The sequence below is a fragment of the Albimonas marina genome (assembly GCF_029223255.1).
GTDB lineage: Bacteria > Pseudomonadota > Alphaproteobacteria > Rhodobacterales > Rhodobacteraceae > Albimonas.
In genome coordinates this window covers 568722-595266 of the sequence record NZ_JARHUC010000003.1, presented here as the reverse complement: position 1 = coordinate 595266, position 26545 = coordinate 568722, and the positions used below count along the sequence as shown (strand labels likewise).

Sequence of the window (26545 nt, the reverse complement as noted above, 5' to 3'; positions counted from 1 at the left end):
TGACCAATTGTGAAGACATCGGTCACGCAATCCCTGCCCCGCTTCACGCCGGCGGAGCGGCGAAGGTCAGTCGGTGAATATTGAATTTCACACGGCCGCCTGTGAAATTCCCGCCCTCCGGCGTCAGCCGCAGCGCGACGCTGGACGAATAGGCCAGGGGCGCCCCCGTGACCGAGACGATCCCTGCGCCCGCGCCCACCGCCAGACCCTCGCCATAACGGGTCTCGGCCTCGACGACGCCGAGCGACCAGCCGGCCGCCCCGGTGATCGCCTGCTGCACCCGCGCCGTCACGCCCAGCACCAGCGACCCCGCCGGAATCTGCCCCGTCGTGGACTGCGCGCCGCCTGCGCTCAGTTGATGCTCGAACTCGACCACCGTGATCGCGCCCGACGGCGCGGCCGGCAGGGTCAGCACGCTCCACACCCCGGCGGCGTGCACGACCTCCGCCGCCTCGTCTTCGACATAGGCGCGCCAGCCGGTCAGGGGCGTGATGAAGTCCCAGCCGCCGTTGACGAAGATCGCGACGTCCGAGGTCCGCCCGGCCCAGGCGCCGCTCGCCCCCGTAGGCACGATGTAGCGGTTCCCGTCCGCCGGCGAGACCGGAGGCGTCGCCAGCGTGCGGCTGATCGCGGCCATCATCACCAGGTGGTCAAGGCGGGTCAGCGCCTCGTTGACCGTGATATGCTTGCGCGCCTGGCTGTCGGACAGCAGCGGCAGATCGAGGTTGGCGGTCTCAGCCATCGAAGGTCACCTTCCCATAGTGGCCGGCGCCGACGGCGGCCGACATCTGCGCGATCTCGAAGGTAGCGGCGCCCGGCACTCCGTCCGCGGACTGCATCGCGGTCGTGTAGGTGAACTCCGGCGAACTCACCTGCACCTGCCGCACGACCGATCCGCCGGTCGAGCGGACGCGGACCCGGTAGGCCTCGGTCTCTTCGAACAGCGGCGTCTCGCTCGCCGGCCAGAGGTCGATGTCCAACCGCCCGCGACGGGTCCAGGTCACCTTCACCTCGCCCCCCGGCGCCCGCACGGCCGAGATCCGAACCGGCGCGAAGGGCTTCAGCGCCGCCCCGTTCCAGGTCCAGGTCGCGTGCGCGAAGCTGTCGTCCCCTGGCTGGTCGGCCGCGGGCCCGATGCGGTAGTGCCGCTCCAGCTCCAGCGCCTCCAGCCCCAGATCGATCCCGATCAACCGCTGGTTCAGCATCACCAGCACGGCCCCGGCCGGCGTCGGATCGCCGATCACCGGCTCGGTCCCGCAGGTTCCCCTCAGAAAACCCGACAGCTCGTAGATCCCCGGCGAGATCAGCTTCGCCTCGCGGAACTGCAGCACCTCCCACCCGCCGAGCGGAGAGCTCAGCGCCGCGAGGTTCGCCCCGTTCAGCACCGCCAGCTCGTCCGCGCTCGACAACGTGCCCGAGATCATCTGCACCTGGATCGTCACCCCCCGCGTCCAGCGCCAGGGCTGGGACGCCGGCAGCGGCGTCAGCAGCTTCGCGACCGTCGACGGCCGCGTCGTCGCCGCCTCCGCCGTATAGTCGTCGTCGCGATCCGAGGAGTAGACGGCCACCGTCCCGGGCCACGGAGTCGACCAGACCGCGGCGAAGCCGTTGTCCTCGTCGCCCCCGAACACCGCCCAGGGCACGTCCATCAGACGATAGCCGGGAACCCCGGCGCCGGGCCGCGTGTCGAGCGGCGCTTCGGGGTCCTCGCCGAAGGGACGCGCGCCCAGCTGGTAGACCGACGGCTCGATCCGCGTGCCTTCGATCGAGCGCGCGACGCCCTCGACGATGCGATCCACCCGATACTCCGGCTCGCCCGCCGGCCCCAGGCGAACCACGTCGCCCGGCTCGAGATCGAGCCGCGAGCCCGGAACCGCGAAGCCGATCGTCTCGCGCGCCACCGTGCTTTCCCGCGCCCAGCGATCGGCGATCTCCACCGCCCGTCCCCGGCTCATCGCGATCGGCAGCTCCGAGCCCTCGACCCCCACGGCCGCGCCGTCGGGGTTGATCACCTCGGCGGCGCCCGCCTGGTAGGAGGCTTCGGTGCGCAGGTAGCCCACCCGAACCTCCCGCAGCGCCGCGCCCGTCGGCGCACGCACGCGCTCGACGTCGCGGGCCGCGCCGGCGCCGTCCTCGACCACCGTCTCGGGATCGATCTCCACCGCTTCCTGCATACCGCGCATCACGAAGCGCAGCGTCCCCGCCGTCTCATAGGCGTCGAAGCCGAAGGCGATCATCAGCGCCTGCAACGCCGCGCGCGGCGACTGCGTGGCCTGCTGGACGAACCCGTCCATCAGCGCATGCAGCCCGGTCACGTCGATGTCGGTCAACCCGGCCTCGGCGCAGATCTCCGCCACCACCCGGTCCAGCGAGGCGGACGCCACGCGCCCGTTCAGCCAGTGCCCGTACTCGTAGTTCGAGCCGTCCGACCACAGGTCCGAGCGTGCCGGAAACGTCGGCCACGGCCGCGCGTCCCAGGTCCACACATGGACGTTGGACAGGTCCAGCATCCGCCCGTTGTAGCGGCTGGACCAGGGATTGTTCGCAGACCGCCCCCAGTGCAACTGCATCGCCTGGAGCATCCGACGCTGGATCAGGTCGTCCCGCAGGCCGGAGGAGAAATGCGGCAGCCCGTTCTCCGAACTCTTCGGATCCACGAAGACGTTGGGCTGGTTGGTCCCCTTGTCGACGGCGCCGCAACCGATCTCCGTCAGCCACACCGGCTTCGAGCGCGGCGTCCAGTCCGTTCTCTCGGCCTGCCGGACGCCGTCGATCCGGTCGAAGTGGACGTTCGACCACCAGCTCTTGATGTCCTTGGCGCGCCAGACCCAGGGTTCGCCATACCAGTCGTCGATGGGCGTGCGGATCTGCGCCGTCCGATCCGCATCCGACGCATAGTACCAGTCGTAGTTCTCGCCTGCCTCGAAACGCGAGGCGAGGTAGTCGAGATCGTAGATCGTGGGCGCGAGCTCCGCGTCCAGATGGTCGAAGCCGTCCCGCCAGTCGGTCAGCGGCGCGTAGTAGTCGATCCCGATGAAATCGACGTCCCGGTCGGCCCACAGCGGATCCAGGTGGAAGATCCGATCTCCCGAACCGTCGCCCGGATTGTGCCCGAAATACTCCGACCAGTCGGCCGCATAGCCGATCTTCGTCCCGTCCCCCAGCACCGCGCGCACGTCGCCCGCCAGCGCCTTCAGCCGCTCGACCGCCGGATAGACGGTCTTGGCCGAGCGCACCTGCGTCAGGCTGCGCATCTCCGAGCCGATGCAGAACGCATCGACGCCCCCCGCCAGCGCGCACAGATGCGCATAGTGCAGGATGAACCGCCGATAGCGATGCGCTCCTGCGCCGGAGAAGAGCACCGTGTCGCCCGCGGACGTGAACTCGCCCGGCTGCGCATCCCCGAAGAACGCGTCGACCTCCGCCGCCGCCGCCGCCGTCTGATCCGGAGAGCCCGGCTGACCCGCCGCGACCGACTGCGTGATCCGCCCTCGCCAGGGATAGGCCGCCTGCTCGGCGCCCCCCCACGGATCCGGTTTGCCGTTGCCCGGCGCCACATCCATCAAGATGAAGGGATAGAACAGCACCCGAAGGCCGCGCGCCTTCAGCTCCTGGAGATAGCGCACCACCGACCCGTCCGAGGGGGTGCCCCCGTAGATCGGCCGCCCCTCGCCGTCGCGCCCGACCAGGTACGCGTCCGCCCGAGCCTCGCCGCCGACGGTCCAGACATGAGGCGCGGTCACCTTGTCCGCGTACTCGACGCCCGGCCTCACCTGGCACTGGGCGCAGCGCAGGTCGTCGCCGAACCAGCTGACCACGACCGAGATCGTCTCCAGCTCCGGCAGCTCGTCCAGCAGCTGGTCCAGCGCCACCACGGCATCGGTCTTGTCGGACCAGGCGTTGAGGTTCAGGAACTTTTCCTGCCCCTCGCCGATGATCTCCCGCACCGGCTCGGTCTCGAGCACGAATTCCCCCGACCCGGGGATCATCGTCACGCCCTTGACCAGCTTGTGGAGGCGAAGCTCCCCCTCCTCGCCCACCTCGACCGAGGCCGGGGTCTTCGGCCGCCGGAACACCTCGACGCTGATTTGCGGCACGCGGTTCCCGAACTGGCCGAGGGGCACGTCCTCGAACACCATGTAGGCGAGGCCGCGGTAGGCGGGCGTGTTCCCCTCGCCTTCCACCGCCTCGATCGCGGGATCGGGCCCCTGCCCCTCGGTCCCGCGATGAAGACGCCAGTTCAGCGAATCCGCGTTGATCTGCCGGCCGTCGGCCCAGATCCGCCCGATGCGCGTGATCGGCCCCTCGCACAGGGCGACCGCGAAGCTGATGGTGTAGGCGTATTCGGTGACGGTCGTGCCGCCGCCGCCGCCCTTCCCGCCATGCTCCTCGCGGTTCACATGCTCCTTGAAGCGGGTCGACCAGATCACCTGGCCCGCCACGCGCATCCGGCCATAGACGCGCGCGATCGGCGCGCCCTCGTTCGCCGCCTGCACCCGCAGGGTCGAGGCGCGCCCCCGCTCCACCGCGCGGCCGCCGCCGCCCAGGATCTTCTGATCGATCAGCCCGCCGACGACCGCGCCCGCGGCCTGCCCCAGCGCAACCGCGCTGACGCCGGCGATGCCGCCCCCGACGGCGCCGCCCACGGCGGCGCCCGCGGCGGCCAGTACCAAAGTCGCCATGGATCACTCCGGAAAGCTGAAGGCCGCCGCGATGCGCCGCTGCCAGGAAGGCCCGAGCGAGGACCCCACGACCCCGCGCCCCGAATAGGCGTGGATCATCCGGGGCTCGTCGCCCCCCGTCTCGACCAGGATGCCGAGGTGCTTTGCCGGGCCGCGCGCGCGCATACGGAACAGCAGCACGTCGCCTGCCTGCGCCTCGCCCGGCGGGATCCGCCGCATCAGCCGCTCGCAGGCCTCGAACAGACGCTCTTCCCGGCTGACCTCGAGCCACTCGGGCGTATAGGCGGGCGGCGTCTCCGGCTCCGGCCCGATCACCTCGCGCCAGACGCCCCGCACCAGGCCGAGGCAATCGGCGCCCGCCCCGCGCGCGCTCGCCTGATGACGATACGGCGTCCCCAGCCAGCCGCGCGCCGCCGCGACGATCGCCGCGCGCCGCGCCTCGGCCCGCCGTGCGTCACCCATTGAACAGCGACCCGCCGTCATGCACCTCGTCCGCGCGCGGATAGGCCGTGGCCCAGTCTTCCCCCGGCATCAGAGGAAAGCCTCGGAAGCTGAGGAAATTGCTGAACTTCGCCTTGCAAGTGGACGCGGTCTTGTCGCACCCCGCCACCAAGCGCAGCTCATCCCCCGCCTGGATCGGGGCCGAGGGCGTGTTCCACAGGTCCACCACCATCTGCCCGGCCTGCGCATAGAAGCGCCGAACCGAAACGACCTGCCCATCGTTGGCGCCCGAGGTCCACTCGACTTTGCCGTGATCGAACCACCCTGCAGGCCGGTCGGCCGCGTTCCCCGCGACGGTGAAGCGGCGTGCGTCCTGCACCGCCTGCACCTCGCCGCTCTTGCGGAACTCGCCCTCCAGCGCCACCCCGCAGCGCGCATCGCCCAGCTCGGCGTCGCAGGAGCGTTGGAACACCCGCCCCAACGGCCGGTTCAACACCTCCGAGCGCCCCAGGATCTCCAGCTCGAAGGCCAGGTCTCCGCGCCGGATCTCGCCGACCACCCCGACCGAGAGCTTCACGCGCCGCGCGACGTCGGTGAAATCCACGACCCAGCGCGTCACCTCCGCGCCGTCGTAGAGCCCCCGCACGATATCCGCCTCCCGGATCGCGTCGGACCGCAGGGCGCCCACCGTCTCCTGGTTGTCGACCGCCAGCCCCAGCGAGCTCTCGACCTCGGTGCCCTCGAACCCCGTCTCCGGCTCGAAATCGACGCCGGCGAACCGCAACGGCAGGTCGTGATCGGTGAAGCCCAGCTCCACCCCGTCGGCGCGCTTCACCACCCAGCAGCGGCAGAGCGTCGTCGCCTCCTGCCCCAGCAGCTCGGCGATCTCGGGTTCCAGCGCGCGCATCAGACCCGCACCTCGACCACGGGGATCGAGGGGATCTCTCCCGCCTGCAGCGCCGTCAGGCTCCACACGATCCGGTCGGTGTCGAAGCGCACCGGCACGTCGAACTCGAACCCAGCCGTGATCGCCTGCCCGGCGGTCGGCGCGACCGTGAAGCTGATCTCCCCCGTCGCGTCGGCCACGACGAAATCCGCGGCCGGAACCTGCTCCACTCCGTCGACGGCGACCTTCGTGCTCCCCGTCACCGGCTTTTGGATCGTGCGCACGTAGGGGTTCACCGCCGCCTCGTAGCTCTTGATCAGCTGGAACGTGGTGGTGCTTCCATCCCCCGTCCCGATCTGCTGGTCGCTCGCCGAGGGCGTCTGCGAGGGCGCGCAGGACTTGAAGTCCAGCCAGTCCTTCCAGCGGAAGCCATGCAGCTGCCCGCGCCGCGCCTCGAAGAAGGCCACGACCTCCTCGAGGTCGTCCAGGCTCGAGACGCCGACGCCCGCATCGTAGCTGCGACGCGACTCGGCCCAGTTCGTGTTCCGCTGCTCGTAGCCGTTCGCCAGCGTCACGATCTCCGTGCGCCGCATCGGGCCGCCGGTCGAACCGACCGACAGCGCATCGGGAAATCTCACTTCATGAAAGGCCATCGCCGCCTCCTGTCTGCGCGCCTCGCCGCTCGCCGTCAGCCGTTGCGCATCCCCAGCCGAACCGCGCGCGCCACCTGCGCGCCGACCTGGCTGCGGGACTTGTCGAAGCCTGCGACGTCGGGGGTCGAGACGTTGACCGTCACGTTCACCGCCCGCCCGCCTCCGCCTGCCGCGACGCCCAGCCGCCCGTCGGCGCCGCGCTGCAGGGGCATGATCGCCTCCGGCCCCGCCTCGCCCATCAGCCCCGCGCCGCCCCGCATCCCGAACAGCGTCGGACCGTCCACCACGCCTCCGCCCGCGAAGGCCCGCAGGCGACCGCCGGAGAACGCGCCCCCCGCCGCGAACGGCGAGATCCCGGCAAGCAGCCCCGAGATCCCCGAGGTCAGCGCCGAGCTCAGCGCGCCGTGCACCGGCCGGATCGCCGCGTCGAACGTCCGTCCCGCCAGGTCCGACCCCAGCCGCCGCAACACGTCCGAGGCCCCGGCGCCGCCGGTGACCATCCGGTCGAACGCCGAGCGCAAGGATCCCGAGATCGCCCCCGCCAGCCCCTGCGCCTCGCGCGAGGTCTCGCGCATCTCGCCGCGCAGCCGGGCCATCTCCTCGGCGACGCTCTGCGCCAGGCCCTGCGCCTCTTCGCCCGCCGCGCCGAACTCGCGCAGCGCGCCGGAAAGGTCGCCGTCCATGTCGTCGCTCATCCGTCCGCCTCCCGCGTCACGTCAGGGAACCGCGCCCGCAGCGCCTTCAGCTCCGCGCGCCCCATCGGCGCGGCCTCGTCGCCCAGAAAGGGCTCCGAGGCCGCGAGGAATTCGCGCGGGGTCATCTCCCAGAAGTCCCGCGGCGTCATCCGCAGGATCCCCAGGCCGAAGCGCATCATCGCCGGCCAGTCCATCGCTCAGCCGTTCTCGCCCAGGGGGGCGAAGGTCGCGGCGAGCAGGCGCGCCGCCGCCCGCGCCGCGCCGCCCGCGCCCCCCTCGAAGCTCATGCGCGCCACCTGTTCGTCCGACACCGCCAGGCCTCCGCCACGCAGTCCCGCGCCCAGCAGCGCCACCAGGTCGCCCGCGCCGAAGTCGCCGCCCTCGAAGCGTGCGACCAGCCCGGCCAGCCCCTTCGCGTCCAGCCGCCCTTCCAGCTCCGCCAGCGCGCCCAGCGTCAGCCGCATCGCGCGTCGCTCGCCCTCGACGACGACCTCCGCCTCTCCCCGCGCCGCGTTGACCATCTCAGGCCGCCGCGAAGCTCAGCGCGCCGGACGAGGCGAGCGAGATCTCGTAGACCGCCTCGCCGTCGTGCTGGCCGGAATACTCCAGCGCGGTGATCTGGAAGGTCCCCTCCAGCGTGCCGAAGTCCGGCACCACCACCTGGAAGTCGGGCGCGGCGCCGTCGAAGAAGGCCTGGCGCAGCGTCGCGTCGGTCGCCTCGTCCAGGAACACGCCCGAGCCCGAGATCGAGGCCGAGCGCAGCCCCGCCCCCGCCAGCAGCTGCCGCCACCGTCCCGCCGAGCCGACATGCGTGACGTCCACCGTCTGCGCATTGAAGGCGATGCGCGTGGCGCGAAGCCCCGCGACCGTCGCGTAGCCGCTTCCGGTGTCCACCTTCAGCAGCAGGTCCTTACCGCTCTGAGCCGCCATTTCCCGCGCCCTCTCCTACCTTTATGCTTCGATCCTGAAGCGAAACCGCAGCTCGATGGCGCGCCCGCCGGCCCTCTCGCGCCGCGCGCGGGCGCCGCGGAAATCCGCCGTCGCCACGCGCCCCTGCGACAGCGGCGGCAGCGGTCCCAAGACCGCCGCGCTCACCGCTTCGGCCGCCACCTTGGCGGCGGCGAACCCTTCGTCCGATCCGTGAACCGTCACCGAGAAGTCATGGATCGCGCCGGACAATCCCTGCGCGGACCAGTTCGAGACCCGCTCGTCGCCGAGCGTCACGAACACCCCCGCCGTCGCATCCGGCGCGTCCGAATGCGGCGCGGCGTCGTAGATCCGCTCCCCGACGAGCGCGCTCAGCGCCGCGGACCCGGTCAGGACCGAATAGACCGCCTCCTGCAAGGCGAAGGATGCGCCATAACTCATTGCAACGCCTCCTCTTCGGCCCAGCAGAACAGGAACCGGCCCCGGGGATCGGCCTCCGCCACCCCGGTGATGCGGAAGGCGCGGTCGCCCTCGCGGAACCGCTGGTCCGCGCGCGGCCGAAATGCCGAACCCACCGGCGTCGCGCGCACCAGGATCCGCCAGCGCACCTGCGCCCGCTCGCGCCCCCGATCCTCGCCCTCGCTTGCGGACCGCGCCTCGAGCGACGCCCACAGGCTGGTCACCTTCACCCACGCGCGGGTCCAGCCGCCCGCGCCGTCGGGGCTGCGGCTCTCCTCCTCCAGCGCCAGCTTGCGGTTCAGCAGCGGCGCGAAGGGCTGGTGGGGCCTCACAGCCGGATCTCCCGGTGACGCGCCACCAGCGCCTCGACGCCATAGGGCGCCTCGCGCACGGGATCCGCAGTCACCTGGCGTTGCTCGTAGTACTGCGCCGCCAGCAACATCACCGCCTGGCGAAGATCGGCGGGGATCGCGTTCCAGTCCTCTCCGAAGCCCGCCGTCAGCTCGACCTCGATGCGTCCGCCCACCGGAACCGCGGGCAGCGCCCGGCCCCGCGCCCCCTCGATCCGCGGACGATGCGCGGAGGGAACCAGCACGTAGGTGGAGGGGTCCGCGGCCTGCCACCCGCCCTCGGCGTCCAGCATCGTCACTGCGTCTATCCAGGACACCGGCGCGATCGGCAGAGGCGCCGAGAAGGCATCCCGCCAGCGCGTCACCGTCCAGGTGAATTTCCGCGAGATCAGCGCCTTGCCCGTCATGCCTTCCACGGCCGCGCCCGCGGCCCGGGCATAGAGCTCAAGCGCGCCTCGCTCCTGCTCCTCCAGGCCCTCGGGCAGACGCAGATGGGCGGCGAGCTCCGCCAGGGGGATCGGCGCCCAGGGGGCCGGCTCCAGTTCGCTCAGCATCGTCGATCCTCCTCAACCGGCCGTCACGCGCACCAGCAGGCCGCGGGTCAGCACCCGCGCATCGCTCGTGCGCACCCGGTTCGCGACGTGGTAGAGGTGACCGGGCCGACCGCCCGTCAGCACCGCCGTCGCCGTGGCGCCGGCCTGGGTGGAAGACGCAACCGACAGCGCCATCGCGTCCATCTCGTCGGGGACGACCGTCCACCCCAGGTCCTCGGTGACCGTCTCGCCCGGGGCGAGCTCGGCATAGAGAACGGCGAAGGGCCGCTCTTCGCTCGGCGCCTTGGTCACATATTCGCTCATGGTCCCGCCCTCGCCGCAGGCGACGACGCCGTCTCAGGCGCAGCCGCGACCACTTTGAATTCTCAGGAGAAGCGACGCCTTCGCGCAGGCCCGGTCACGTGGGGAAGCAGGTCGCGGACGTGGAGCGCGAAGGCGTCCGGCCCGGTCCCCATGGGGACCAGGCCGCCACGGCCCGGGTCAGCAGTCCGGGTCGCGGTTCATCGGCCTCAGGAGGCCGAGAACTTCAGCAGCTTGATCGCCGAGAAGTCGGTCACGTCCCCGCCCACGCGCTTGGTGGCGTAGAACAGGACGTGCGGCTTGGCCGAGAACGGATCGCGCAGCACCCGCAGGTCCGGCCGCTCGGCGATCGTGTAGCCGGCCGCGAAGTCGCCGAAGGCGATCGAGCGGCTGTCGGCGGCGATGTCCGGCATGTCCTCGCAGATCAGCACCGGATAACCCATCAGCCGCGCCGGCTCGCTCGCCGCCAGCCCGTCCGACCACAGGAAGCGGCCGTCCGCGTCCTTCATCTTGCGCACCGCGCCGGCGGTCTTCGAGTTCATCACGAAGCTCGCCTTGGCGCGGTAGCGGGCGCCCAGCGAATAGACCAGGTCGACGATGGCGTCGGCCGGGTTCAGCGCGTTGAAGTCGCCCGCCTGCCCCGTCACCACGTGCTCGAGTTGCCCCCACGCGCCGGTCCCTGCCGCGACGGAGGCGTAGTCGAGGATGCCGGTCGGCTGGTCGCCGCCGTCGCCGTTCACGAACGCATCGCTCTCGGCGCGGGCGAACTTGTCCGCGATGCGGTCGGCGAGCCACCCCTCGATGTCGAAGGCGCTGTCGTCCAGCAGCCGCTGCGAGGCCTTCGGCAGGGCCGACAGCTCATGCAGCGGGATCGAGACCCGCTCGATGGTCGGGGTCGAGCTCTCCGCCACCGGCCCGGCCTCCGAGGACCAGCCGTGGCCGAAGTCCTCGTGATCGACCAGCACGTCGAAGGCGTTCGACTCCACCTGCACCACGTTGGCGATCGAGCGGATCGAGCCCGCGCCCGTCAGCACCCCCTGGATGCGCGCCGCGGTCTGCGGATCGACCAGGTAGCCGCCCTCGGCGTTGACCGCCGTCGACAGGCCCTTGCGTTCGATCTGAACGCCGCGCAGCGCGTCGTCGTCGCCGGTGCGCAGATAGGCCGCCAGCGCCTTGCGATGAGGCGCCTCGGCGTCCGAGGCGCGGCTCAGCACGGGACGCGCGCCGACCGAGGCGGCCTTGCGGTCGATCTGCTCCAGCCGGTCGTCCTGGGCGCGCATGCGCGCCTTCACTTCATCCTGAAAGGCGCCGAATTCCTTGAGAAATCCTGCAACCGCCGACTTGGCCTCGAGGCCGTGGCCCATGTCCTTCATCCTGGATATTCCTTCATCCATAGACCGTCAGGTTCGCCGCGATACGCCGCTCTAGCGGCCCCGCGCCTCGCTCAGCGCCTCGGCCAGCGCGGCCTCGAACGCATCCTCCTCCGCGTCGGTCCCGGCCGCCGACGCGCGCGCCTCGGGGAGCATCGGGAAGGTCACCAGCGACACCTCCCACAGCTCCACCTCCAGCAGCGCCCGGCCGCCCTGGGGCGTCCGACCCGCCTTCACCGCGCGATAGCCGATGGACAGCCCGTCCACCGCGCCCGCCCGCAGCAGCGCCAGCGCCTCCGCGCCGCGCCGCACCTCCGTCATCAGACGCCCCGAGACCCGGAGGCCCCGCTCGTCCTCGCGCACCAGGTCCCAGACGCCGATCGGCTCGCCCGGATCGTGCTGCCACAGCAGCTTCACCGAGCGTCCCGCCTCCCGCATCCGGCGCAGGCTGGCCGCGAAGGCGCCGTCCTCGACCACGTCGCCCGAGGCGTCGGCGACGCCGAACAAAGAGGCGTAGCCCTCGATCCGGCCATCGTCCGCCACCGTGGCGACCTGATCGAAGGCGACGAATTTCGTCTCCAGGCCAGTCGCTTGTCGGCCGGAGTTCGCTCCGTAACACATCTCGGAACCCCTCTCAGGGATGAAACCGGCCCTCGAACAGGACCGAGGCGACCTGGCCGACCATTGCCGTGGCCACGCCGAACACCGCGACCCAGAGGCGTTTCTCAAGCCGATCAACCGTTTCGTCGATCTTCTTGAGCGAAAGCTCCAGCGCCGCCCAGCGTTCGTCCAGCACCCTCTCCAGCGCTTCGATGCGCGCATGGGCGCTGTCGAACGGTTCGTAGAGGTATCGGGACCCGGACCCCTGGGACCGCAGCGAACTCCGGTTCATCGCGACCCGCCCGCGGGCAGCCCCAGCATGGCCCGCTTCTCGTCCTCGCTCAGGAAATCGGCCTCGGACACCCGTCGCCACAACGCTTCGCGCTCCGGCGCCAGGGCCGGCAGCGCATCGAGGTCGGGCTTCAGCACGATCGCCTCCCCCGCCTGCGCCGCGAGCCAGGCCGCGAGGCCCGCCGCCACCTTGCTCACCAGCGGCAGCACCGTCTGCCGATAGAAGGCCCGGTTGGCCTCCTGGTAGTTGGCGTAGGTCGCGTCGCCCGGGATACCCAGCAACATCGGCGGCACGCCGAAGGCGATGGCGATGTCGCGCGCCGCCGCCGTCTTGGTCTGCAGGAACTCCATGTCCGAGGGGCTGAACCCCATCGGCTTCCAGTCGAGCCCGCCTTCCAGCAGCATCGGACGGCCGGCGTTGCGGGCGCCCTGGTGGTTGTCCTCCAGCTCCTCGACCAGGCGACGGTACTGGTTCTCGGTCATCGTGCCGCCGTCGGCCGCCCGGTAGACGATCGCGCCCGACGGGCGTGCGGCGTTGTCCAGCAGCGCCTTCGACCAGGCGCCGGCCGCGTTGTGAATGTCCACGGACGCCGAGGCCGCCTCCATCGGAGACATCCCGTAGTGGTCGTCCAGCGGATGGAACGTCTTCAGGTGCAGGATCGGCTGCGCCTCGGAACTCATTTCGAACCGGAGCTTTTTGCCGCCGACCGCGTACTCGTAGGCCTCCGGCCACCCGTCGGTCCCGGGTATCGCTTTCATCCGGTCCGGACGAAGCGCGTAGAGCTCCGCCGGCAGGCCGGACGCGAGCATTCCAGCCGCCTCCACGAAGGCGTCGCCCGACAGCAGCAGGTGCCCGTAGACGCTCTCCAGAAACGCCGCGCGGACCTGCCCGGGATTGGGCCGCTCCAGGAGCCTGGCGACCGGGTGCAGGTCCAGCCGACGCTCCCCGTCGGAGAGGATCATCGGAACCGCCGCGGCCGCTTCGGCCAGCATCCGCACGCAGCGAAAGCCGATCACGTTCCGCGCGAAGCCGTTGCGCGCCAGGCTGACCGTATCCCGCGGCGACCAGGCCGCCCGCCCGGTCGTCGCCCAGGCCACCGCCGCCCCCACGGCCGAGGCCTTGGCCTCCGCCGGCCGCGCCGAGCGGCGCTCGGGCGAGATCTCGGCCGCGCTTCGCAACCAATTGAAAGCCATCGGCCTTCTCCCATGCTTGTCTGCCAGAGACCGACGCGTCCGCGCGCCTACAGCTGGCGCACGCGGGGCGTCTGCGTCACGCCGCGGCGCAGCTCGCTCACCGCCCAGACCAGGGCGTCGACCCGATCGGGGCTGCCTTCGCGCGGATCGCGCGCCGGGCCGAAGGCGCACATCTCGTCCTCCAGCTCCGGAAAGGCGCCGACATGCCGGACCTGCCCGCGCTCGTAGGCCATCGCGATCGGCTCCGCGCGCGCGAGCTTCCCGCGCGAGGCGGAGACGCCCGCGTAGCTCACGTCGGGATCGATCTGGCGCACCAGCGCCTCGACCATCTCGCCGCTCTGGTTCACCTCGGCCACGATCCTGTCGGCCTGCCATTGGTGGAAGGCGTCCACCGCCCGCCGCGCCCAGTCGAGCGGCGCGGCCCCCTGGACCGTCAGGTCCGCGAGCACGTAGATCCCGTCCTCCGCGCACAGTCCGGCCACCACGATCCCGCAGCTGTCCGCCGACTTGCCCGAGGTCGTCGCCGGATCGACCGCCACCACGATGCGGACCAGGGGCGGCGCCTGGCGCACCCTCTGCTTCTCCAGCAGCGCGCATGTCCACAGCGCGCCCTCGACGTCCTCCAGCAGCTCCCCGCCCAGCTCCTGCCGGGCGAAGCTGGTCGCGCCGAACTCGCGCTCCATCGCTTCCAGGAACTCCGGCGCCAGGTTGGCCGCGTTCGCCTCGGTCGGCGCGCGCGTGACCACCGTGTCCTCCGCCGCCAGCAGCCGCTTCAGCAGGGGCGTCCTCCGCGGCGTGGTGGTCACCAGCGCCTGCGGCGCCTCCCCCAGCCGAAGGCACAGGCCCAGGTTCGCCCAGGTCGCCGCCCCGCGCGGCCACTTGGCGAGCTCGTCGCACCAGGCCGCGTCGAACTGCGGCCCCCGCAGCGCCTCCGGCTGCCCGGCCGAGAACGCCAGCGCCTCCGCCCCGTTCTGCCAGCGCAGCAAGCGCCGGGTCGCGATCCACTCCGGCCGCCGGTCGGGCGGCGAGCAGGCCCGGATCCCCGAGGGCCCCTCGATCATCACCTCGCGGACCTGGTCGAAGGTTTCCCCCACCAGCGCCACGCGCGAGCGTGCGCCCGGCGCCAGCGGCGTCCCCCCTTCGACCAGGGCGCGGACCCATTCGGCCCCGGCCCGCGTCTTGCCCGCGCCGCGGCCGCCCAGGATCACCCAGGACCGCCACCGGCCCGGCGGCGGCGCCTGGTGCCCCGCCAGGCGCCAGACCTCGAAGGTCCAGCGCAGCGCCGCCGCCGCCTCGTCGCTCAGCCCCTCGACGAAGCCCTGCCGCTCATCCTCGCTCAGCGAGGCGAGCCAGCTCGCCCAGGATCTCCCGCCGGGCGGCGTCGAGGTCCAGGTCCCCGGCCGCCCGTCCTTCCCGCTGTTCGATTTCGGCGGCAAGTCGATCCTCGTATTTGCAAAGCTGCACCAAGGCGCCCTGCAGGCGCGAGACGTCGTCGGCCAGGGCCTTCGTCGCCTCCTTGTCGCCGCCCACCTCCTCCGCGGCCATCGCCGAGACGAGTTGATCGATCCGCTTCAGGAGCACTCCGTGAAGCGTCAGGTAGATGCGATGCGCGGACTGGAGATCGCCCAGCACGTCGGGCACGTCGTCGTCGCGGTCCATAGGGTCTCCCTCGCCGACCCTGAGCCGCCCGCAACGAAAAGGGCCCCGCGACCGATCGGTCGGGAGCCCTGTTCGCCTGCTTGTCCCAGCGTGCTCTTTTTCTATCAGAGAGCGTTCGCCATGTCAACGACTAAATTCCAGGTTGCGAGACCCGCGCAGGTCTCAGTCGCTGGAGCTGCGCTGCCGTTCGATCTGCCGCCACCGGGCGACGTTCCGGTTGTGCTCCACCAGCGTCCGGGCGAAGGCGTGTCCACCGGTGCCGTCCGCCACGAAATACAGGAAGTCGGTTTCCCCAGGGTTGACCGCCGCCTCGATCGAGGCGCGCCCGGGGTTGGCGATCGGCGTCTCCGGCAGGCCGGGGATCACGTAGGTGTTCCAGGGCGTCGGCTTGTCCAGCTCGCTGCGCCGCAGCCCGCGGCCCAGCGGCGCCTTGCCCTCGGTCACGCCATAGATCACCGCCGGATCGGTCTGCAGCTTCATGCGCCGCTTCAGCCGGTTCTCGAAGACCGAGGCGACCTCGCCGCGTTCCTCGGGCACGCCGGTCTCCTTCTCGATCAGCGAGGCGAGGATCAGCGCCTCGGCCTTGTTCGAGATCGGCAGATCGTCCGCCCGGTTCGCCCAGGCCTCGTCCAGGATGCGCGACTGCTCCGCCTGCATCCGGGTGATCAGGCCCTGGCGGGTGTCGCCGCGGTTCACCTGGTAGGTCTCGGGGGCCAGCGTGCCTTCGGCCGGCATCTCGGCGATCTCGCCGGTCAGCACGTCCATGGCCTTCACCTGCTCGATCACCTGCCACACGGTCGAGCCTTCGACGACGGTGATCCGGTAGGTCACCCGCTCGCAGGTGGTCTGGTCGACCACGCAGACCAGCGCGTCGTGCATCGAGATCCCGGCCGGCATCAGGAACTCGCCCGCCTGCAGGCGCGAGCCCAGCTTCTCGTAGCGCGCGCCCAGCCGGAAGATGCGCGCGTCGGTGATGACGCCCGCCTCTTCCAGGATCTGCGAGGTTCGGGTCAGGTTGGCGCCCTTGGGCACCATGACCTGCACGGGCTCCTGCGCGGGGCCCTCGCCGGTCCACTGATTGAAGCCCCAGGCGATGACCCCCGCGAGGATCAGGCCCAGGACAATGAAGATCGTCAGCGCGTTGGCCGCGACGTGGCGCATGCCTCGCTCAGTCCAGTCGGCCCAGGATCAGCGACGCGTTGGTGCCGCCGAACCCGAAGGAGTTGGACAGCGCGACCTTGATCTCGCGCTTGCGCGCCTCGCCGGGGGCGAGGTCGATCGGGGTCTCCACCGACGGATTGTCGAGGTTCAGCGTCGGCGGCGCGACCTGGTCGCGGATCGCCAGCGCGCAGAAGATCGCCTCGACCGCGCCGGCGGCGCCCAGCAGGTGGCCGATCGCCGACTTGGTCGAGCTCATCGTCACCTTCGAGGCATGCTCGCCCAGCAGGCGGGTCACCGCGCCCAGCTCGATCTCGTCGCCCAGCGGCGTCGAGGTGCCGTGCGCGTTGACGTAATCGATGTCGGCCGCCGTCAGCCCCGCGTTCTCCAGCGCCGCGGACATGGAGCGGAAGCCCCCGTCCCCGTCCGGCGACGGCGAGGTGATGTGATAGGCGTCGCCCGACAGGCCGTAGCCGAGCACCTCGGCGTAGATCTTCGCGCCGCGGGCCTTGGCGTGCTCGTATTCCTCGAGCACGACGATGCCGGCGCCCTCGCCCATGACGAAGCCGTCGCGATCCTTGTCATAGGGGCGCGAGGCCTTCTCGGGCGTGTCGTTGAAGCCGGTCGACAGCGCCTTGCAGGCGCAGAAGCCCGCGACCCCGATCTCGCAGACCGGGCTCTCGGAGCCGCCGGCGATCATCACGTCGGCGTCGCCGTAGCGGATCAGCCGGGCCGCGTCGCCGATGGCGTGCGCGCCGGTCGAACAGGCCGTCACCACCGCGTGGTTGGGGCCCTTGAAGCCGTACTTGATCGACACCTGGCCGGAGCACAGGTTGATCAGCGCGCCCGGGATGAAGAAGGGCGAGATCCGGCGCGGACCCTTTTCCTTCAACGTGATGGCGGCTTCGGCGATGCTCTCGACGCCGCCGATTCCCGACCCGATCAGAACGCCGGTGCGCTTCCGCTCGGCCTCGTCCTCGGGCATCCAGTCCGCGTCCCGCACGGCCTGCTCGGCCGCGGTCAGCGCGTAGGTGATGAAGCGGTCGACCTTGCGGCGATCCTTCGCGGGCACCCAGTCGTCCGGGTTCCAGGTCCCGTCGGACCCGTCGCCCAAGGGGATTTCGCACGCGATCTGCGCCGGCAGGTGGCTGGCATCGAAATACTTGATCTTTCCTGCGCCGGATTTTCCGGCGACCAGACGCGACCAGGTCTCCTCGACGCCGCAGCCAAGCGGCGTCAGCAAGCCCAAGCCGGTGACGACGACCCGCCTCACGCGCTGCTCCATCCCTGAATTCTGAGGTTCCGGGCGCGACCCTAACCGCGCCCCGACGCCCTGTGCAAGCGACGCTCCCGAAACCGTCATCGGCTCGGGAGCGATCCGATCAGCTCTCGGCGTTCTCGGAGATGAACTTCACGGCGTCGCCGACCGTCTGGATGGTCTCGGCGGCGTCGTCGGGGATCTCGATCCCGAACTCTTCCTCGAAAGCCATGACCAGCTCGACGGTGTCCAGCGAGTCGGCGCCCAGATCGTCGATGAAGCTGGCGCTCTCGGTGACCTTGTCCTCTTCGACGGACAGGTGCTCGACCACGATCTTCTTAACGCGCTCGGCGATGTCGCTCATGCGAGAATCCTCACTTCTCTTGGCCCCAGTTCACGGGCCTGTCGTCTCTCGATCGCGTCCCGCGGCGCCTGCGCCACGGGGCGGAAACCTGTCCGACGGGCCGGAGCGTCCGGTCCGCCGCGTGTGGGGCGGCTATATCATAGCCTCCGGGGGTGGCAACATTGAATCGCCCCCCTTTCGCCGCCGCCCCGGGCGGTCAGATCATCGCCATCCCGCCGTTGACGTGCAAGGTCGCGCCCGTCGTGTAGCCGGCCTCGGACGAGGCGAGATAGACCGCGGCGGCCGCGATTTCCTGCGCCGTGCCCATGCGCCCGGCGGGGATGCCGCCCAGCAGCTTCTCCTTCTGCGCGTCCGCCAGCTTGGCGGTCATCGCCGTCTCGATGAAGCCCGGCGCGATGCAGTTCACGGTGATGCCGCGGCCCGCGACCTCGCCCGCCAGGCTCTTGGACATGCCGATCAGCCCGGCCTTCGAGGCGGCGTAGTTCCCCTGCCCCGGATTGCCCGTCACGCCCACGATCGAGGTGACCGAGATGATGCGCCCCCAGCGCGCCTTCATCATCCCGCGCAGCACGCCGCGCGACAGGCGGAAGGCCGCCAACAGGTTGATCTGCAGGACGGTCTCGAAATCCTCGTCCGACATGCGCATGAACAGCTGGTCGCGGGTGACGCCGGCGTTGTTCACCAGGATGTCGACGCCGCCCATCGCCTCGGCCGCCGCCTTCGGCAGCGCCTCGACCGCGGCCGCGTCGCCCAGGTTGCAGGGCGTCACGAACGCCCGCTCGCCCAGCTCGGCCGCCAGCGCCTCCAGCGGCTCGGTGCGGGTGCCCGACAGGGCCACCGTCGCGCCCTGCGCGTGCAGCGCGCGCGCCACCTCGCCCCCGATGCCGCCCGAGGCGCCGGTCACCAGCGCCCGCTTGCCGGTCAGATCGAACATCCCGCTCACCCCTTGATCTCGGCCGCCACGGCCTTCGCGTCCTCGGGCCCGTTCACGGCCTTCGCCGCCAGCCCCTTGTCGATGCGCCGCGCGAGCCCGCACAGCACCTTGCCCGCGCCGATCTCCACCAGCTCGGTCACGCCCTGGGACTGCATCCACAGCACGTCCTCGCGCCAGCGCACCGCGCCGGTCACCTGCTCCACCAGCAGCTTCCGGATCTCGTCGGGGTCCGAGACGCCCTCGGCCTTGACGTTCGAGACCACCGGCACCGCCGGCGCCTTGATCTCGACCGAGGCCAGCGCCTCCGCCATCTTGTCGGCCGCGGGCTGCATCAGCGCGCAATGGAACGGCGCGCTCACCGGCAGCAGCATGCCGCGCTTGGCGCCGAGCGCCTTGCACCCCTCGATCGCCCGCTCCACCGCCGCCTTGTGACCCGAGATCACCACCTGCGTCGGCTCGTTGTCATTGGCCGCCTCGCAGACCTCGCCCTGGGCGGCCTCGGCCGCGGCCTGGCGTGCGCCCTCGAGGCCCAGGCCCAGGATCGCCGCCATCGCGCCGACGCCCGGCGCGCAGGCCGCCTGCATCGCCTCGCCGCGCAGGCGCAGCAGCTTCGCCGCCTCGCCCACCTGCAGCGCGCCCGCCGCGCACAGCGCCGAGTACTCGCCCAGCGAGTGCCCCGCCACGAACGCCGCGTCGGAGATCGAGACCCCCTCCGCCTCCAGCGCCCGCATCGCCGCGATCGAGGTCGCGAACAGCGCCGGCTGGGTGTTGGCGGTCAGGGTCAGCGCCTCGGCCGGCCCCTCCCAGATCACCGCGCTCAGCTTCTCGCCCAGCGCGTCGTCGACCTCCTCGAACACGGCGGCCGCCGCCGGATAGGCCTCGGCCAGGGCCTTGCCCATGCCCACCGCCTGGGCGCCCTGCCCCGGGAACACGAATGCGCGCACGCGAGATCCTCCCTTCGCTGTCTCGGCCCCGCTCTACCGCCGTCCCCTGCCGTCCGCAACCGGCCGGCACATGGGCGCCGGCGCGCCGCACGCCTTGGCTCGCCGTGCGCGGCGGCTCCGGCGTCCCGCCGATTCCGTCCGCCGGCCGGCCCTGCATCGGCGGCTCGCGAAATCCACGGCGTCGTCCGGGGTCGCCGAGGAACGCATCCGGCCGGGTCGACTCCTCCACGTCGTGGAGACCCATCCCGCACCGTCCGCCCGGCGGCGCCTGTCGCGCCCTGCCAGGATCTGCTATCAGGAGGCGATTATCCCATCGGGCGTGCCCGCCCGCATCGAAGGACCCCTTTTCATGACCGGCATTGTCACACGCGGCCTCGTCACGTTCGGCACGGACGGCGACGACATCTTCGAGCTCGCCTCCGACGACGAAAATGGCCGCTTCATCGGCGGCGACGGCATTGACGTGCTCCTCGTCGATGGGGACAGCACCGCCTTCACCGGCGGCTCCGGCTGGATCGAGAGCCTCTCGGGCATCACATACGCCCGCTACTTCGAGGTCGAGATCCTGCGCTTCGACGACCGCGACGTGGCCGTGGCCGATCTGCCCGACGGCGCAGGCGTCACCATCGTCGGCGACCAGAATCCCGACCAGCTCGCGGATGAGATCGAGTACACGGAGCGTGGCAACATCTGGATCGATTCCGGCCGCGGCGCGGACGAGGTGATCCATGACCTCCTCGGCGCCGGAGCGCTGGTGGCGAAACTCGGCCGCGGCGCCGACCGCCTGGAAAGCGACGCATGGGCCGCGACCGTCCATGCCGGCCGGGGCGACGACGTGGTCGACCTCCACTCCGTCACGGAATACACCGCCGAAGTCTACGGCGGGGGCGGCGACGACGTGCTGCGCATCGGCGGCGACTACGCTCTGGTCAAGGGCGGCGCAGGGGACGACCTCTTCGAAGCCGCCGGCATGCTGAAGGGCGGACGCGGCGACGACACCTTCCGCTCCTGGTGGACGCTCGACGGCTCGACGATCGACGGCGGCGCCGGCGTGGACAAGGTCGTCGCCAGCGTCGTCCCCGACGACTACGAGCTGATCTACGACGACATCGGCGCGCTGACCTACATCACCACGTTCACCTACGACGAGTACGAGTTCGACGACGTGTCGACCTTCGTGTTCACCGACATCGAGATCTTCGTCGACAGCTCGGGCGAGCGGCATCGCGTGGACGGCCGGCCCATCGGCTTGGACGACACCTTCAAGACCGCCTACGAAGAGTCGCGGACCGTCGACGTGGCGAAGCTGCTGGCGAACGACGCCTACCTGGCCGATCTCGGCATCGAGTTCGTCAAGGTGAAGAACGCCGAGCACGGGACCGTCGAACTGATCGACGATGAGGTCGTCTTCACCCCGGAGGAAGGCTTCTCGGGCCGCGCCGGCTTCGACTACATTATCCGGAACGAGATCGGCCGGGACAAGGTTCACGTGACGGTGCGCGTCCAGGACGCCGAGCCCGATCCCGACGGCCCCTGGCCCTACGACGACGATCCCGGTCTCCTCTGACTCGGTCGAGGCTTGCGTTTGGCGGCGAAATCCGCCATACGCGCGCTTCCTTCCGAAAACGGATGCCGTCGCGCCTCTCGTATGCGGGCTTCGGAAGGCTTCGCCCCCGCATTTTGAAGCGCCGACACGACAAAGGATGACCAGATGGCGCTCTACGAGCACGTCTTCATCGCGCGTCAGGATCTTTCCAACGCGCAGGCCGAGGGGCTGATCGAGCACTTCGGCCAGGTTCTCAAGGACAACGGCGGCGACGTCCAGGGCTCCGAATACTGGGGCGTGCGGACTCTCGCCTACAAGATCAACAAGAACCGCAAGGGCCACTACGCCTTCCTCAAGACCGACAGCCCCTCGGCCGCGGTCATGGAGATGGAGCGCCTGATGCGCCTGCACGACGACGTCCTGCGCGTCCTGACCGTCAAGGTCGAGGAGCACGAGGAAGGTCCGTCGGCCGTGATCCAGGCCAAGAACTCGCGCGACGATCGCGGCGGCCGCGGCGGCCGGGATCGCGGCCCGCGCGGTCCGCGTCGCGACTGATCGGCAGAGGAGAGATAGACCATGGCTCGCAAGCCCTTCTTCCGTCGTCGCAAGACCTGCCCGTTCTCGGGCGAGAACGCGCCGAAGATCGACTACAAGGACGTGAAGCTCCTGCAGCGCTACATCTCCGAGCGCGGCAAGATCGTCCCCTCCCGCATCACCGCCGTCTCGGCGAAGAAGCAGCGTGAGCTGGCCAAGGCCATCAAGCGTTCGCGCTTCCTCGCCCTGCTGCCGTACGCGATCAACTGAGGAGCAGACCGATGGAAGTCGTTCTTCTCGAGCGCGTCGAAAAGCTGGGCCAGATGGGTGACGTCGTCACCGTGAAGCCCGGCTACGGCCGCAACTTCCTTCTCCCCCAGGGCAAGGCCCTGCGGGCGACGAAGGCCAACCTGGCCCAGTTCGAGGCCCAGCGCGCCCAGCTCGAGGCCCGCAACCTCGAGCTCAAGGCCGAAGCGCAGACCGTCGCCGACAAGCTCGACGGCCAGTCCTTCGTCATCATCCGCTCGGCTTCCGAGATGGGCGCCCTCTACGGCTCCGTGACCCCGCGCGACGTCGCGGACGCGGCGACCGAGGGCGGCTTCTCGGTCGACAAGCGCCAGGTGTCGCTGGACAAGCCCGTCAAGGAGCTCGGCCTGCACGACATCCGCATCGTCCTCCACCCGGAGGTCTCGGCGACCGTGACGATCAACGTCGCGCGCTCGAACGAGGAAGCGGAGCTCCAGGCCACCGGCAAGACCATCCAGGAGGCCCGCGCCGAAGAAGAGGCGGCCGCGGAGTTCGACATCCAGGAGCTGTTCGAGGACGACGAGGAGGCCGAGGGCCTGCTCTCCGATCCCCGCGGCTCGGACGAGGACGATCGTCTCTGAGATCCAGGGATCCGGTCGCAGCCGAATCCTCCTGCGCCCGCGGCGGACACGCCGCGGGCGCTTTTCGTTCCGCGCCCCGCCCTTGCGCCCTCGCGGCTCTTGATCCGTTCCGCGCGCAAGGCTAGCCGGAAGCATGTCGACCCCGCTCTCCACCTGCCTCGTCCTCTCGACGATCCGCGCGGCCCGCGCCCTGACCCGTCGCTATGACGCGCGCCTGCGCGAGCATGGCGTGACGCTGGCGCAGTTCTCGGTGATGGGCTCGATCCGCGAACAGGCCGAGCGCACGCTCTCCGAACATGCCGAGCGCATCGCGATGGACCGCACCACGCTGTCGCGCAATCTCGACCTGCTCGAGCGCAAGGGCCTGGCGCGCAAGACCTCCGGGGCCGGCAACGCCCGCCGCTGCGCCCTGACGCCCGCGGGCGAGGCGCTTCTCGACCGCCTCATGCCCCTCTGGGCCGAGGCCCAGGACGAGATCCGCGCCCGCCTCGGCGACGCGGACCCCGACGCCTTCCTCCACATGTTGGACCTGCTGACCCGGCCCTGACCGCGGGCGTCCCGCAGCAGCCGTCCTCAGGGGGCGTCGAGCCCCCTTCGGCCGCGCTCGGCTTCGCCTCCCTGTCCCCGCCCCGACCGTCGCGCCCTTGTCGCGGTCCCATTTCGTGCATATACACCGTGCATCTGCACGAATGAGGCCGCCATGTCCCCCGCTCCCCTGACCCCGCCCGATCCCTCCGACCCGATCGTGGTCACCGGCCTCGGCGCCGTCTCCCCGCTCGGCGTGGGGATCGAGGCGACCTGGCGCGCGCTGATGGCGCGGCGCAGCGGCATCCGCGCGAACGACCGCTTCGACGTCTCCGACTACCCCGCCCGCATCGCCGGCCTCGTCCCCGGCAAGGGCGAGCCCGACGGGTTCGACCCGCTCGACCACGTCGACGGCAAGGACCTGCGCAAGATGGACCTGTTCATCGTCTACGCCGTCGCCGCGGCCGCCCAGGCGCTGGCCCAGGCCGGCTGGGCGCCCGACGCGGCCGAGCCCCTGGCCCGCACCGCCACGATCGTCGGAACCGGGGTCGGCGGCGTGCCCGCGATGACCGGCGCGATGGAGACGATCCGCGCCCGCGGGCCCCGCCGCCTCTCGCCCTTCGTCGTTCCCTCGTTCCTGCCCAACCTCGCCGCCGGCTGGATCTCGATCCGACACGGCTTCACCGGCCCCATCGGCGCGCCGACCACCGCCTGCGCCGCCTCCGCCCAGGCCATCGCCGACGGCATGCGGCTGATCCGTTCGGGCGAGGCGGACGTGGCCCTCGTCGGCGGCGCCGACGCCTGCGTGGACCCGATCTCCATCGGCGGCTTCTGCGCCGCGCGGGCGCTCGCCACCGAGTTCAACGACCGCCCGGAAGAGGCCTCCCGCCCCCTCGACCAGGCCCGCGCCGGCTTCGTCCTGTCCGAGGGCGCGGCGGCGCTGGTGATCGAGACCCTGTCCCACGCCCGCGCCCGGGGCGCGACGCCTCTCGCCGTCCTCGCCGGCCACGGCGCCTCGGCCGACGCCTACCAGCTCACCGCCGGCCACGCGGACGGGCACGGCCCCCGCGCGGCGATGGAGAAGGCGATGGCCATGGCCGGCCTCGCGCCCGCCGACGTCGACTACGTGAACGCCCACTCCACCTCGACGCCCGTGGGCGACGCGGCCGAGCTCGCCGCCATCGCCGCCGCCCTGCCCAACCGCGGCAAGGACCTCGCCGTCACCGCCACCAAGGCCAACACCGGCCACCTCCTGGGCGCCGCCGGCGCCATCGAGGCCGCCATCACGGTCGAGATCCTGCGCCGCCGGACGATCCCGCCGGCCGCGAATCTCTCCGCCCCCGAGCCCGCCGCGCAGGCCTGGACCCTCGCGACCGAGGGCCCGGTGACCCGCCCGATCCGCGCCGCGCTCTCCAACGCCTTCGGGTTCGGAGGGGTCAACGCCTGCCTCGCCTTCCGCGAGGCGGCCTCCCTGCCCGCCTGAGGCCCATCGCCGGCTTTCCTCGCCTCGCGCGCCACGCTAAACGGGCGCCGACGCAACGGGAGTCGAGGAAGCCGCCATGACCCTCCGCAACGGCCTCACCTATCGCGACGCGGGCGTGGACATCGACGCGGGCGACGCGCTGGTCAAACGCATCGGTCCGGCCGCCGCCTCCACCCGCCGCCCCGGCGTCGCCGACGCGCTCGGCGGCTTCGGCGGCCTGTTCGACCTCAAGGCCGCCGGCTTCCAGGACCCGGTCCTGGTCGCGGCGACCGACGGCGTGGGCACCAAGCTGCGCATCGCCATCGACACCGGCCATCTCGACGGCGTGGGCGTCGACCTGGTGGCCATGTGCGTCAACGACCTGATCTGCCAGGGCGCCGAGCCGCTGTTCTTCCTCGACTACTTCGCCACCGGCAAACTGTCGGTCGACGAGGCCGCCCGCGTGGTCGAGGGCATCGCCGCCGGCTGCCGCACCGCCGGCTGCGCCCTGATCGGGGGCGAGACGGCCGAGATGCCCGGCATGTACGCCGCCGGCGACTTCGACCTCGCCGGCTTCGCCGTCGGCGCGGCCGAGCGCGGCCAGACCCTTCCCGCGCAGGCCCAGCCCGGCGACGTCGTGCTCGGCCTCGCCTCCGACGGCGTCCACTCCAACGGCTTCTCGCTCGTGCGCCGCGTCGCCGACCACGCCGGCCTGACCTGGGAGTCCGGGAGCCCCTTTTCCGAAGGGACCCTCGGCGAGGCGCTGCTGACCCCCACCCGCATCTACGTGCGCCCGGCGCTCGCCGCCTTCCGCGCGGGCGGGGTGCGCGGCTTCGCCCACATCACCGGCGGCGGACTGACCGAGAACCTGCCCCGCGTGCTGCCCGAGGGCCTCGGCGCCCGCCTCGACCTCGCCGCATGGACCCTGCCCCCCGTCTTCGCCTGGCTTCGCGACGCCGGCGGCCTGGAGGAGGCGGAGCTGCTGCGCGTCTTCAACTGCGGGATCGGCCTCTGCATCGTCGTCGCACCCGACCGGGCCGAGGCGCTCTCCGCCCTGCTGACCGAGGAGGGCGAGACCGTCTTCCGCCTCGGCGAGATCGCCGAGGGCGAGGGCGTCTCCTACACCGGGACGCTCGCGTGAGCGCGAAGGTCCGCGTCGCGATCCTGATCTCCGGCGGCGGCTCCAACATGGAGTCGCTGCTGGCCGACATGGCCGACCCCGACCATCCCTGCGAACCGGCGCTGGTCCTGTCGAACCGCGCCGACGCCGGCGGCCTGGCCAAGGCCGCCGCCCGCGGCGTCGACACCGCGGTCGTCGACCACCGCCCCCACAAGGGCGACCGCCACGCCTTCGAGGCGGAGCTGAACGCCGCCCTCGCCGCCGCGCGCCCGGACCTGATCTGCCTCGCCGGGTTCATGCGCGTGCTGACGCCGGAGTTCGTCTCGGGCCACGCGGGCCGGATGCTCAACATCCACCCCTCGCTGCTGCCCCTCTTCCCTGGCCTGCATACCCACGCCCGCGCCATCGAGGCCGGCTGCGCCGTCCACGGCTGCACCGTCCACGAGGTGACGGGAGAGCTCGACCTCGGCCCCATCCTCGGCCAGGCGGTGGTGCCGGTCCTGCCCTCCGACGATCCGGACGCGCTCGCCGCCCGGGTCCTGCGGCAGGAGCATCGGCTCTACCCCGCCGTCCTGCGCCGCTTCGCGCTGGGCGACCGCAGCCGCTTCTCGATCCTCGACCAGCCCGCCTGAGGCGCTTCGGAGCGGTCGGGACGGCCCTCGTGCGGCGCTGCGCGCCGCCCTCGCCCCGCCCGACCGTCCCCGCCGAACGCCTCGGACGCGCGCGCATGAAAAAGGGGGCCGACTGGCCCC

General features: G+C 71.4%; 32 protein-coding genes. 8 read left to right on the top strand and 24 right to left on the bottom strand.

Going from position 1 to position 26545, the window contains the following annotated elements:
* Window positions 1-43: 43 nt before the first annotated feature.
* The 24 genes from P2H44_RS10405 to fabD all read right to left on the bottom strand — a co-directional run bounded on the left by P2H44_RS10405 (window position 44) and on the right by fabD (window position 19719).
* Complete coding sequence (locus P2H44_RS10405) at window positions 44-742, bottom strand: DUF2793 domain-containing protein (protein WP_275763455.1); 699 nt, start codon at window positions 740-742, stop codon at window positions 44-46.
* Window positions 735-4682: a baseplate multidomain protein megatron gene (locus P2H44_RS10400; RefSeq protein ID WP_275763454.1), complete on the bottom strand. Its 3948-nt coding sequence runs from the start codon at window positions 4680-4682 to the stop codon at window positions 735-737. The genes P2H44_RS10405 and P2H44_RS10400 overlap by 8 nt, the downstream gene beginning before the upstream one ends.
* Window positions 4683-4685: 3 nt before the next feature.
* Window positions 4686-5165, bottom strand: coding sequence for an NlpC/P60 family protein (locus tag P2H44_RS10395; RefSeq protein WP_275763453.1), 480 nt, complete (start codon window positions 5163-5165; stop codon window positions 4686-4688).
* The gene (locus tag P2H44_RS10390) at window positions 5137-6030 is read right to left on the bottom strand and encodes a DUF2163 domain-containing protein (protein WP_275763452.1); all 894 of its coding nucleotides are present in this window, start codon (window positions 6028-6030) and stop codon (window positions 5137-5139) included. Before P2H44_RS10390 ends, P2H44_RS10395 begins: the two co-directional genes overlap by 29 nt.
* Window positions 6030-6662, bottom strand: a complete 633-nt coding sequence (locus P2H44_RS10385; protein WP_275763451.1) for a DUF2460 domain-containing protein — start codon at window positions 6660-6662, stop codon at window positions 6030-6032. Before P2H44_RS10385 ends, P2H44_RS10390 begins: the two co-directional genes overlap by 1 nt.
* Window positions 6663-6697: 35 nt before the next feature.
* Window positions 6698-7357 carry a phage tail tape measure protein gene (locus P2H44_RS10380; protein ID WP_275763450.1) on the bottom strand — a complete coding sequence of 220 codons (660 nt, stop codon included), beginning with the start codon at window positions 7355-7357 and terminating at the stop codon, window positions 6698-6700.
* Window positions 7354-7551: a rcc01693 family protein gene (locus P2H44_RS10375; protein ID WP_275763449.1), complete on the bottom strand. Its 198-nt coding sequence runs from the start codon at window positions 7549-7551 to the stop codon at window positions 7354-7356. The genes P2H44_RS10380 and P2H44_RS10375 overlap by 4 nt, the downstream gene beginning before the upstream one ends.
* A gap of 3 nt (window positions 7552-7554) precedes the next feature.
* A complete protein-coding gene (locus P2H44_RS10370; RefSeq protein WP_275763448.1) occupies window positions 7555-7878 on the bottom strand; it encodes a GTA-gp10 family protein in 324 nt (107 codons plus the stop codon).
* Window position 7879: 1 nt separating this feature from the next.
* On the bottom strand, window positions 7880-8287 hold the full coding sequence (locus P2H44_RS10365) for a phage major tail protein, TP901-1 family (protein ID WP_275763447.1): 408 nt from the start codon (window positions 8285-8287) through the stop codon (window positions 7880-7882).
* Between the two features lie 21 nt (window positions 8288-8308).
* A complete protein-coding gene (gp17, locus tag P2H44_RS10360; protein WP_275763445.1) occupies window positions 8309-8701 on the bottom strand; it encodes a tail completion protein gp17 in 393 nt (130 codons plus the stop codon).
* A gap of 20 nt (window positions 8702-8721) precedes the next feature.
* A complete protein-coding gene (locus tag P2H44_RS10355; RefSeq protein ID WP_275763444.1) occupies window positions 8722-9075 on the bottom strand; it encodes a head-tail adaptor protein in 354 nt (117 codons plus the stop codon).
* Window positions 9072-9647 carry a head-tail connector protein gene (locus P2H44_RS10350; protein ID WP_275763442.1) on the bottom strand — a complete coding sequence of 192 codons (576 nt, stop codon included), beginning with the start codon at window positions 9645-9647 and terminating at the stop codon, window positions 9072-9074. The genes P2H44_RS10355 and P2H44_RS10350 overlap by 4 nt, the downstream gene beginning before the upstream one ends.
* Before the next feature lie 12 nt (window positions 9648-9659).
* Window positions 9660-9950, bottom strand: coding sequence for a phage fiber-tail adaptor protein (locus P2H44_RS10345; RefSeq protein ID WP_275763441.1), 291 nt, complete (start codon window positions 9948-9950; stop codon window positions 9660-9662).
* A gap of 206 nt (window positions 9951-10156) precedes the next feature.
* Window positions 10157-11320: a phage major capsid protein gene (locus P2H44_RS10340; RefSeq protein WP_275763440.1), complete on the bottom strand. Its 1164-nt coding sequence runs from the start codon at window positions 11318-11320 to the stop codon at window positions 10157-10159.
* Between the two features lie 51 nt (window positions 11321-11371).
* Window positions 11372-11938, bottom strand: a complete 567-nt coding sequence (locus P2H44_RS10335; protein WP_275763439.1) for an HK97 family phage prohead protease — start codon at window positions 11936-11938, stop codon at window positions 11372-11374.
* A gap of 13 nt (window positions 11939-11951) precedes the next feature.
* Window positions 11952-12209 (bottom strand): GTA head formation protein, RCAP_rcc01685 family, encoded by a 258-nt coding sequence (locus tag P2H44_RS10330; RefSeq protein WP_275763438.1) that lies wholly within the window; start codon window positions 12207-12209, stop codon window positions 11952-11954.
* Window positions 12206-13402 carry a phage portal protein gene (locus P2H44_RS10325; protein ID WP_275763436.1) on the bottom strand — a complete coding sequence of 399 codons (1197 nt, stop codon included), beginning with the start codon at window positions 13400-13402 and terminating at the stop codon, window positions 12206-12208. Before P2H44_RS10325 ends, P2H44_RS10330 begins: the two co-directional genes overlap by 4 nt.
* Window positions 13403-13449: 47 nt before the next feature.
* A complete protein-coding gene (locus tag P2H44_RS10320) occupies window positions 13450-14838 on the bottom strand; it encodes a DNA-packaging protein (protein WP_275763435.1) in 1389 nt (462 codons plus the stop codon).
* On the bottom strand, window positions 14729-15061 hold the full coding sequence (locus P2H44_RS10315) for a hypothetical protein (RefSeq protein ID WP_275763434.1): 333 nt from the start codon (window positions 15059-15061) through the stop codon (window positions 14729-14731). The genes P2H44_RS10320 and P2H44_RS10315 overlap by 110 nt, the downstream gene beginning before the upstream one ends.
* A 162-nt stretch (window positions 15062-15223) precedes the next feature.
* Window positions 15224-16222, bottom strand: a complete 999-nt coding sequence (gene mltG / locus P2H44_RS10310; protein WP_275763433.1) for an endolytic transglycosylase MltG — start codon at window positions 16220-16222, stop codon at window positions 15224-15226.
* A 7-nt stretch (window positions 16223-16229) separates the two neighbouring features.
* Window positions 16230-17492, bottom strand: coding sequence for a beta-ketoacyl-ACP synthase II (gene fabF / locus P2H44_RS10305; protein ID WP_275763432.1), 1263 nt, complete (start codon window positions 17490-17492; stop codon window positions 16230-16232).
* Between the two features lie 109 nt (window positions 17493-17601).
* Window positions 17602-17841 carry an acyl carrier protein gene (locus P2H44_RS10300; protein ID WP_275763431.1) on the bottom strand — a complete coding sequence of 80 codons (240 nt, stop codon included), beginning with the start codon at window positions 17839-17841 and terminating at the stop codon, window positions 17602-17604.
* A 196-nt stretch (window positions 17842-18037) separates the two neighbouring features.
* Window positions 18038-18775 (bottom strand): 3-oxoacyl-[acyl-carrier-protein] reductase, encoded by a 738-nt coding sequence (gene fabG, locus P2H44_RS10295; RefSeq protein WP_275763430.1) that lies wholly within the window; start codon window positions 18773-18775, stop codon window positions 18038-18040.
* A gap of 5 nt (window positions 18776-18780) precedes the next feature.
* Window positions 18781-19719: an ACP S-malonyltransferase gene (fabD, locus tag P2H44_RS10290; protein ID WP_275763429.1), complete on the bottom strand. Its 939-nt coding sequence runs from the start codon at window positions 19717-19719 to the stop codon at window positions 18781-18783.
* A gap of 349 nt (window positions 19720-20068) precedes the next feature.
* Between fabD and P2H44_RS10285 the strand changes: the two genes are divergently transcribed.
* The 8 genes from P2H44_RS10285 (at window position 20069) to purN (ending at window position 26425) form a co-directional block, all read left to right on the top strand.
* Window positions 20069-21286, top strand: coding sequence for an Ig-like domain-containing protein (locus tag P2H44_RS10285; RefSeq protein WP_275763428.1), 1218 nt, complete (start codon window positions 20069-20071; stop codon window positions 21284-21286).
* 144 nt (window positions 21287-21430) lie between these two features.
* A complete protein-coding gene (rpsF, locus tag P2H44_RS10280; RefSeq protein WP_275763427.1) occupies window positions 21431-21820 on the top strand; it encodes a 30S ribosomal protein S6 in 390 nt (129 codons plus the stop codon).
* A gap of 21 nt (window positions 21821-21841) precedes the next feature.
* Window positions 21842-22069, top strand: a complete 228-nt coding sequence (rpsR, locus tag P2H44_RS10275; protein ID WP_092860043.1) for a 30S ribosomal protein S18 — start codon at window positions 21842-21844, stop codon at window positions 22067-22069.
* 11 nt (window positions 22070-22080) lie between these two features.
* On the top strand, window positions 22081-22686 hold the full coding sequence (rplI, locus tag P2H44_RS10270; protein WP_275763426.1) for a 50S ribosomal protein L9: 606 nt from the start codon (window positions 22081-22083) through the stop codon (window positions 22684-22686).
* 133 nt (window positions 22687-22819) lie between these two features.
* Complete coding sequence (locus P2H44_RS10265; RefSeq protein ID WP_275763425.1) at window positions 22820-23233, top strand: MarR family winged helix-turn-helix transcriptional regulator; 414 nt, start codon at window positions 22820-22822, stop codon at window positions 23231-23233.
* A 153-nt stretch (window positions 23234-23386) separates the two neighbouring features.
* Window positions 23387-24694: a beta-ketoacyl-ACP synthase gene (locus tag P2H44_RS10260; protein ID WP_275763424.1), complete on the top strand. Its 1308-nt coding sequence runs from the start codon at window positions 23387-23389 to the stop codon at window positions 24692-24694.
* A 76-nt stretch (window positions 24695-24770) separates the two neighbouring features.
* Window positions 24771-25814 (top strand): phosphoribosylformylglycinamidine cyclo-ligase, encoded by a 1044-nt coding sequence (purM, locus tag P2H44_RS10255; RefSeq protein WP_275763423.1) that lies wholly within the window; start codon window positions 24771-24773, stop codon window positions 25812-25814.
* Window positions 25811-26425 (top strand): phosphoribosylglycinamide formyltransferase, encoded by a 615-nt coding sequence (gene purN, locus P2H44_RS10250; protein ID WP_275763422.1) that lies wholly within the window; start codon window positions 25811-25813, stop codon window positions 26423-26425. Before purM ends, purN begins: the two co-directional genes overlap by 4 nt.
* The last annotated feature ends 120 nt before the right edge of the window (window positions 26426-26545 follow it).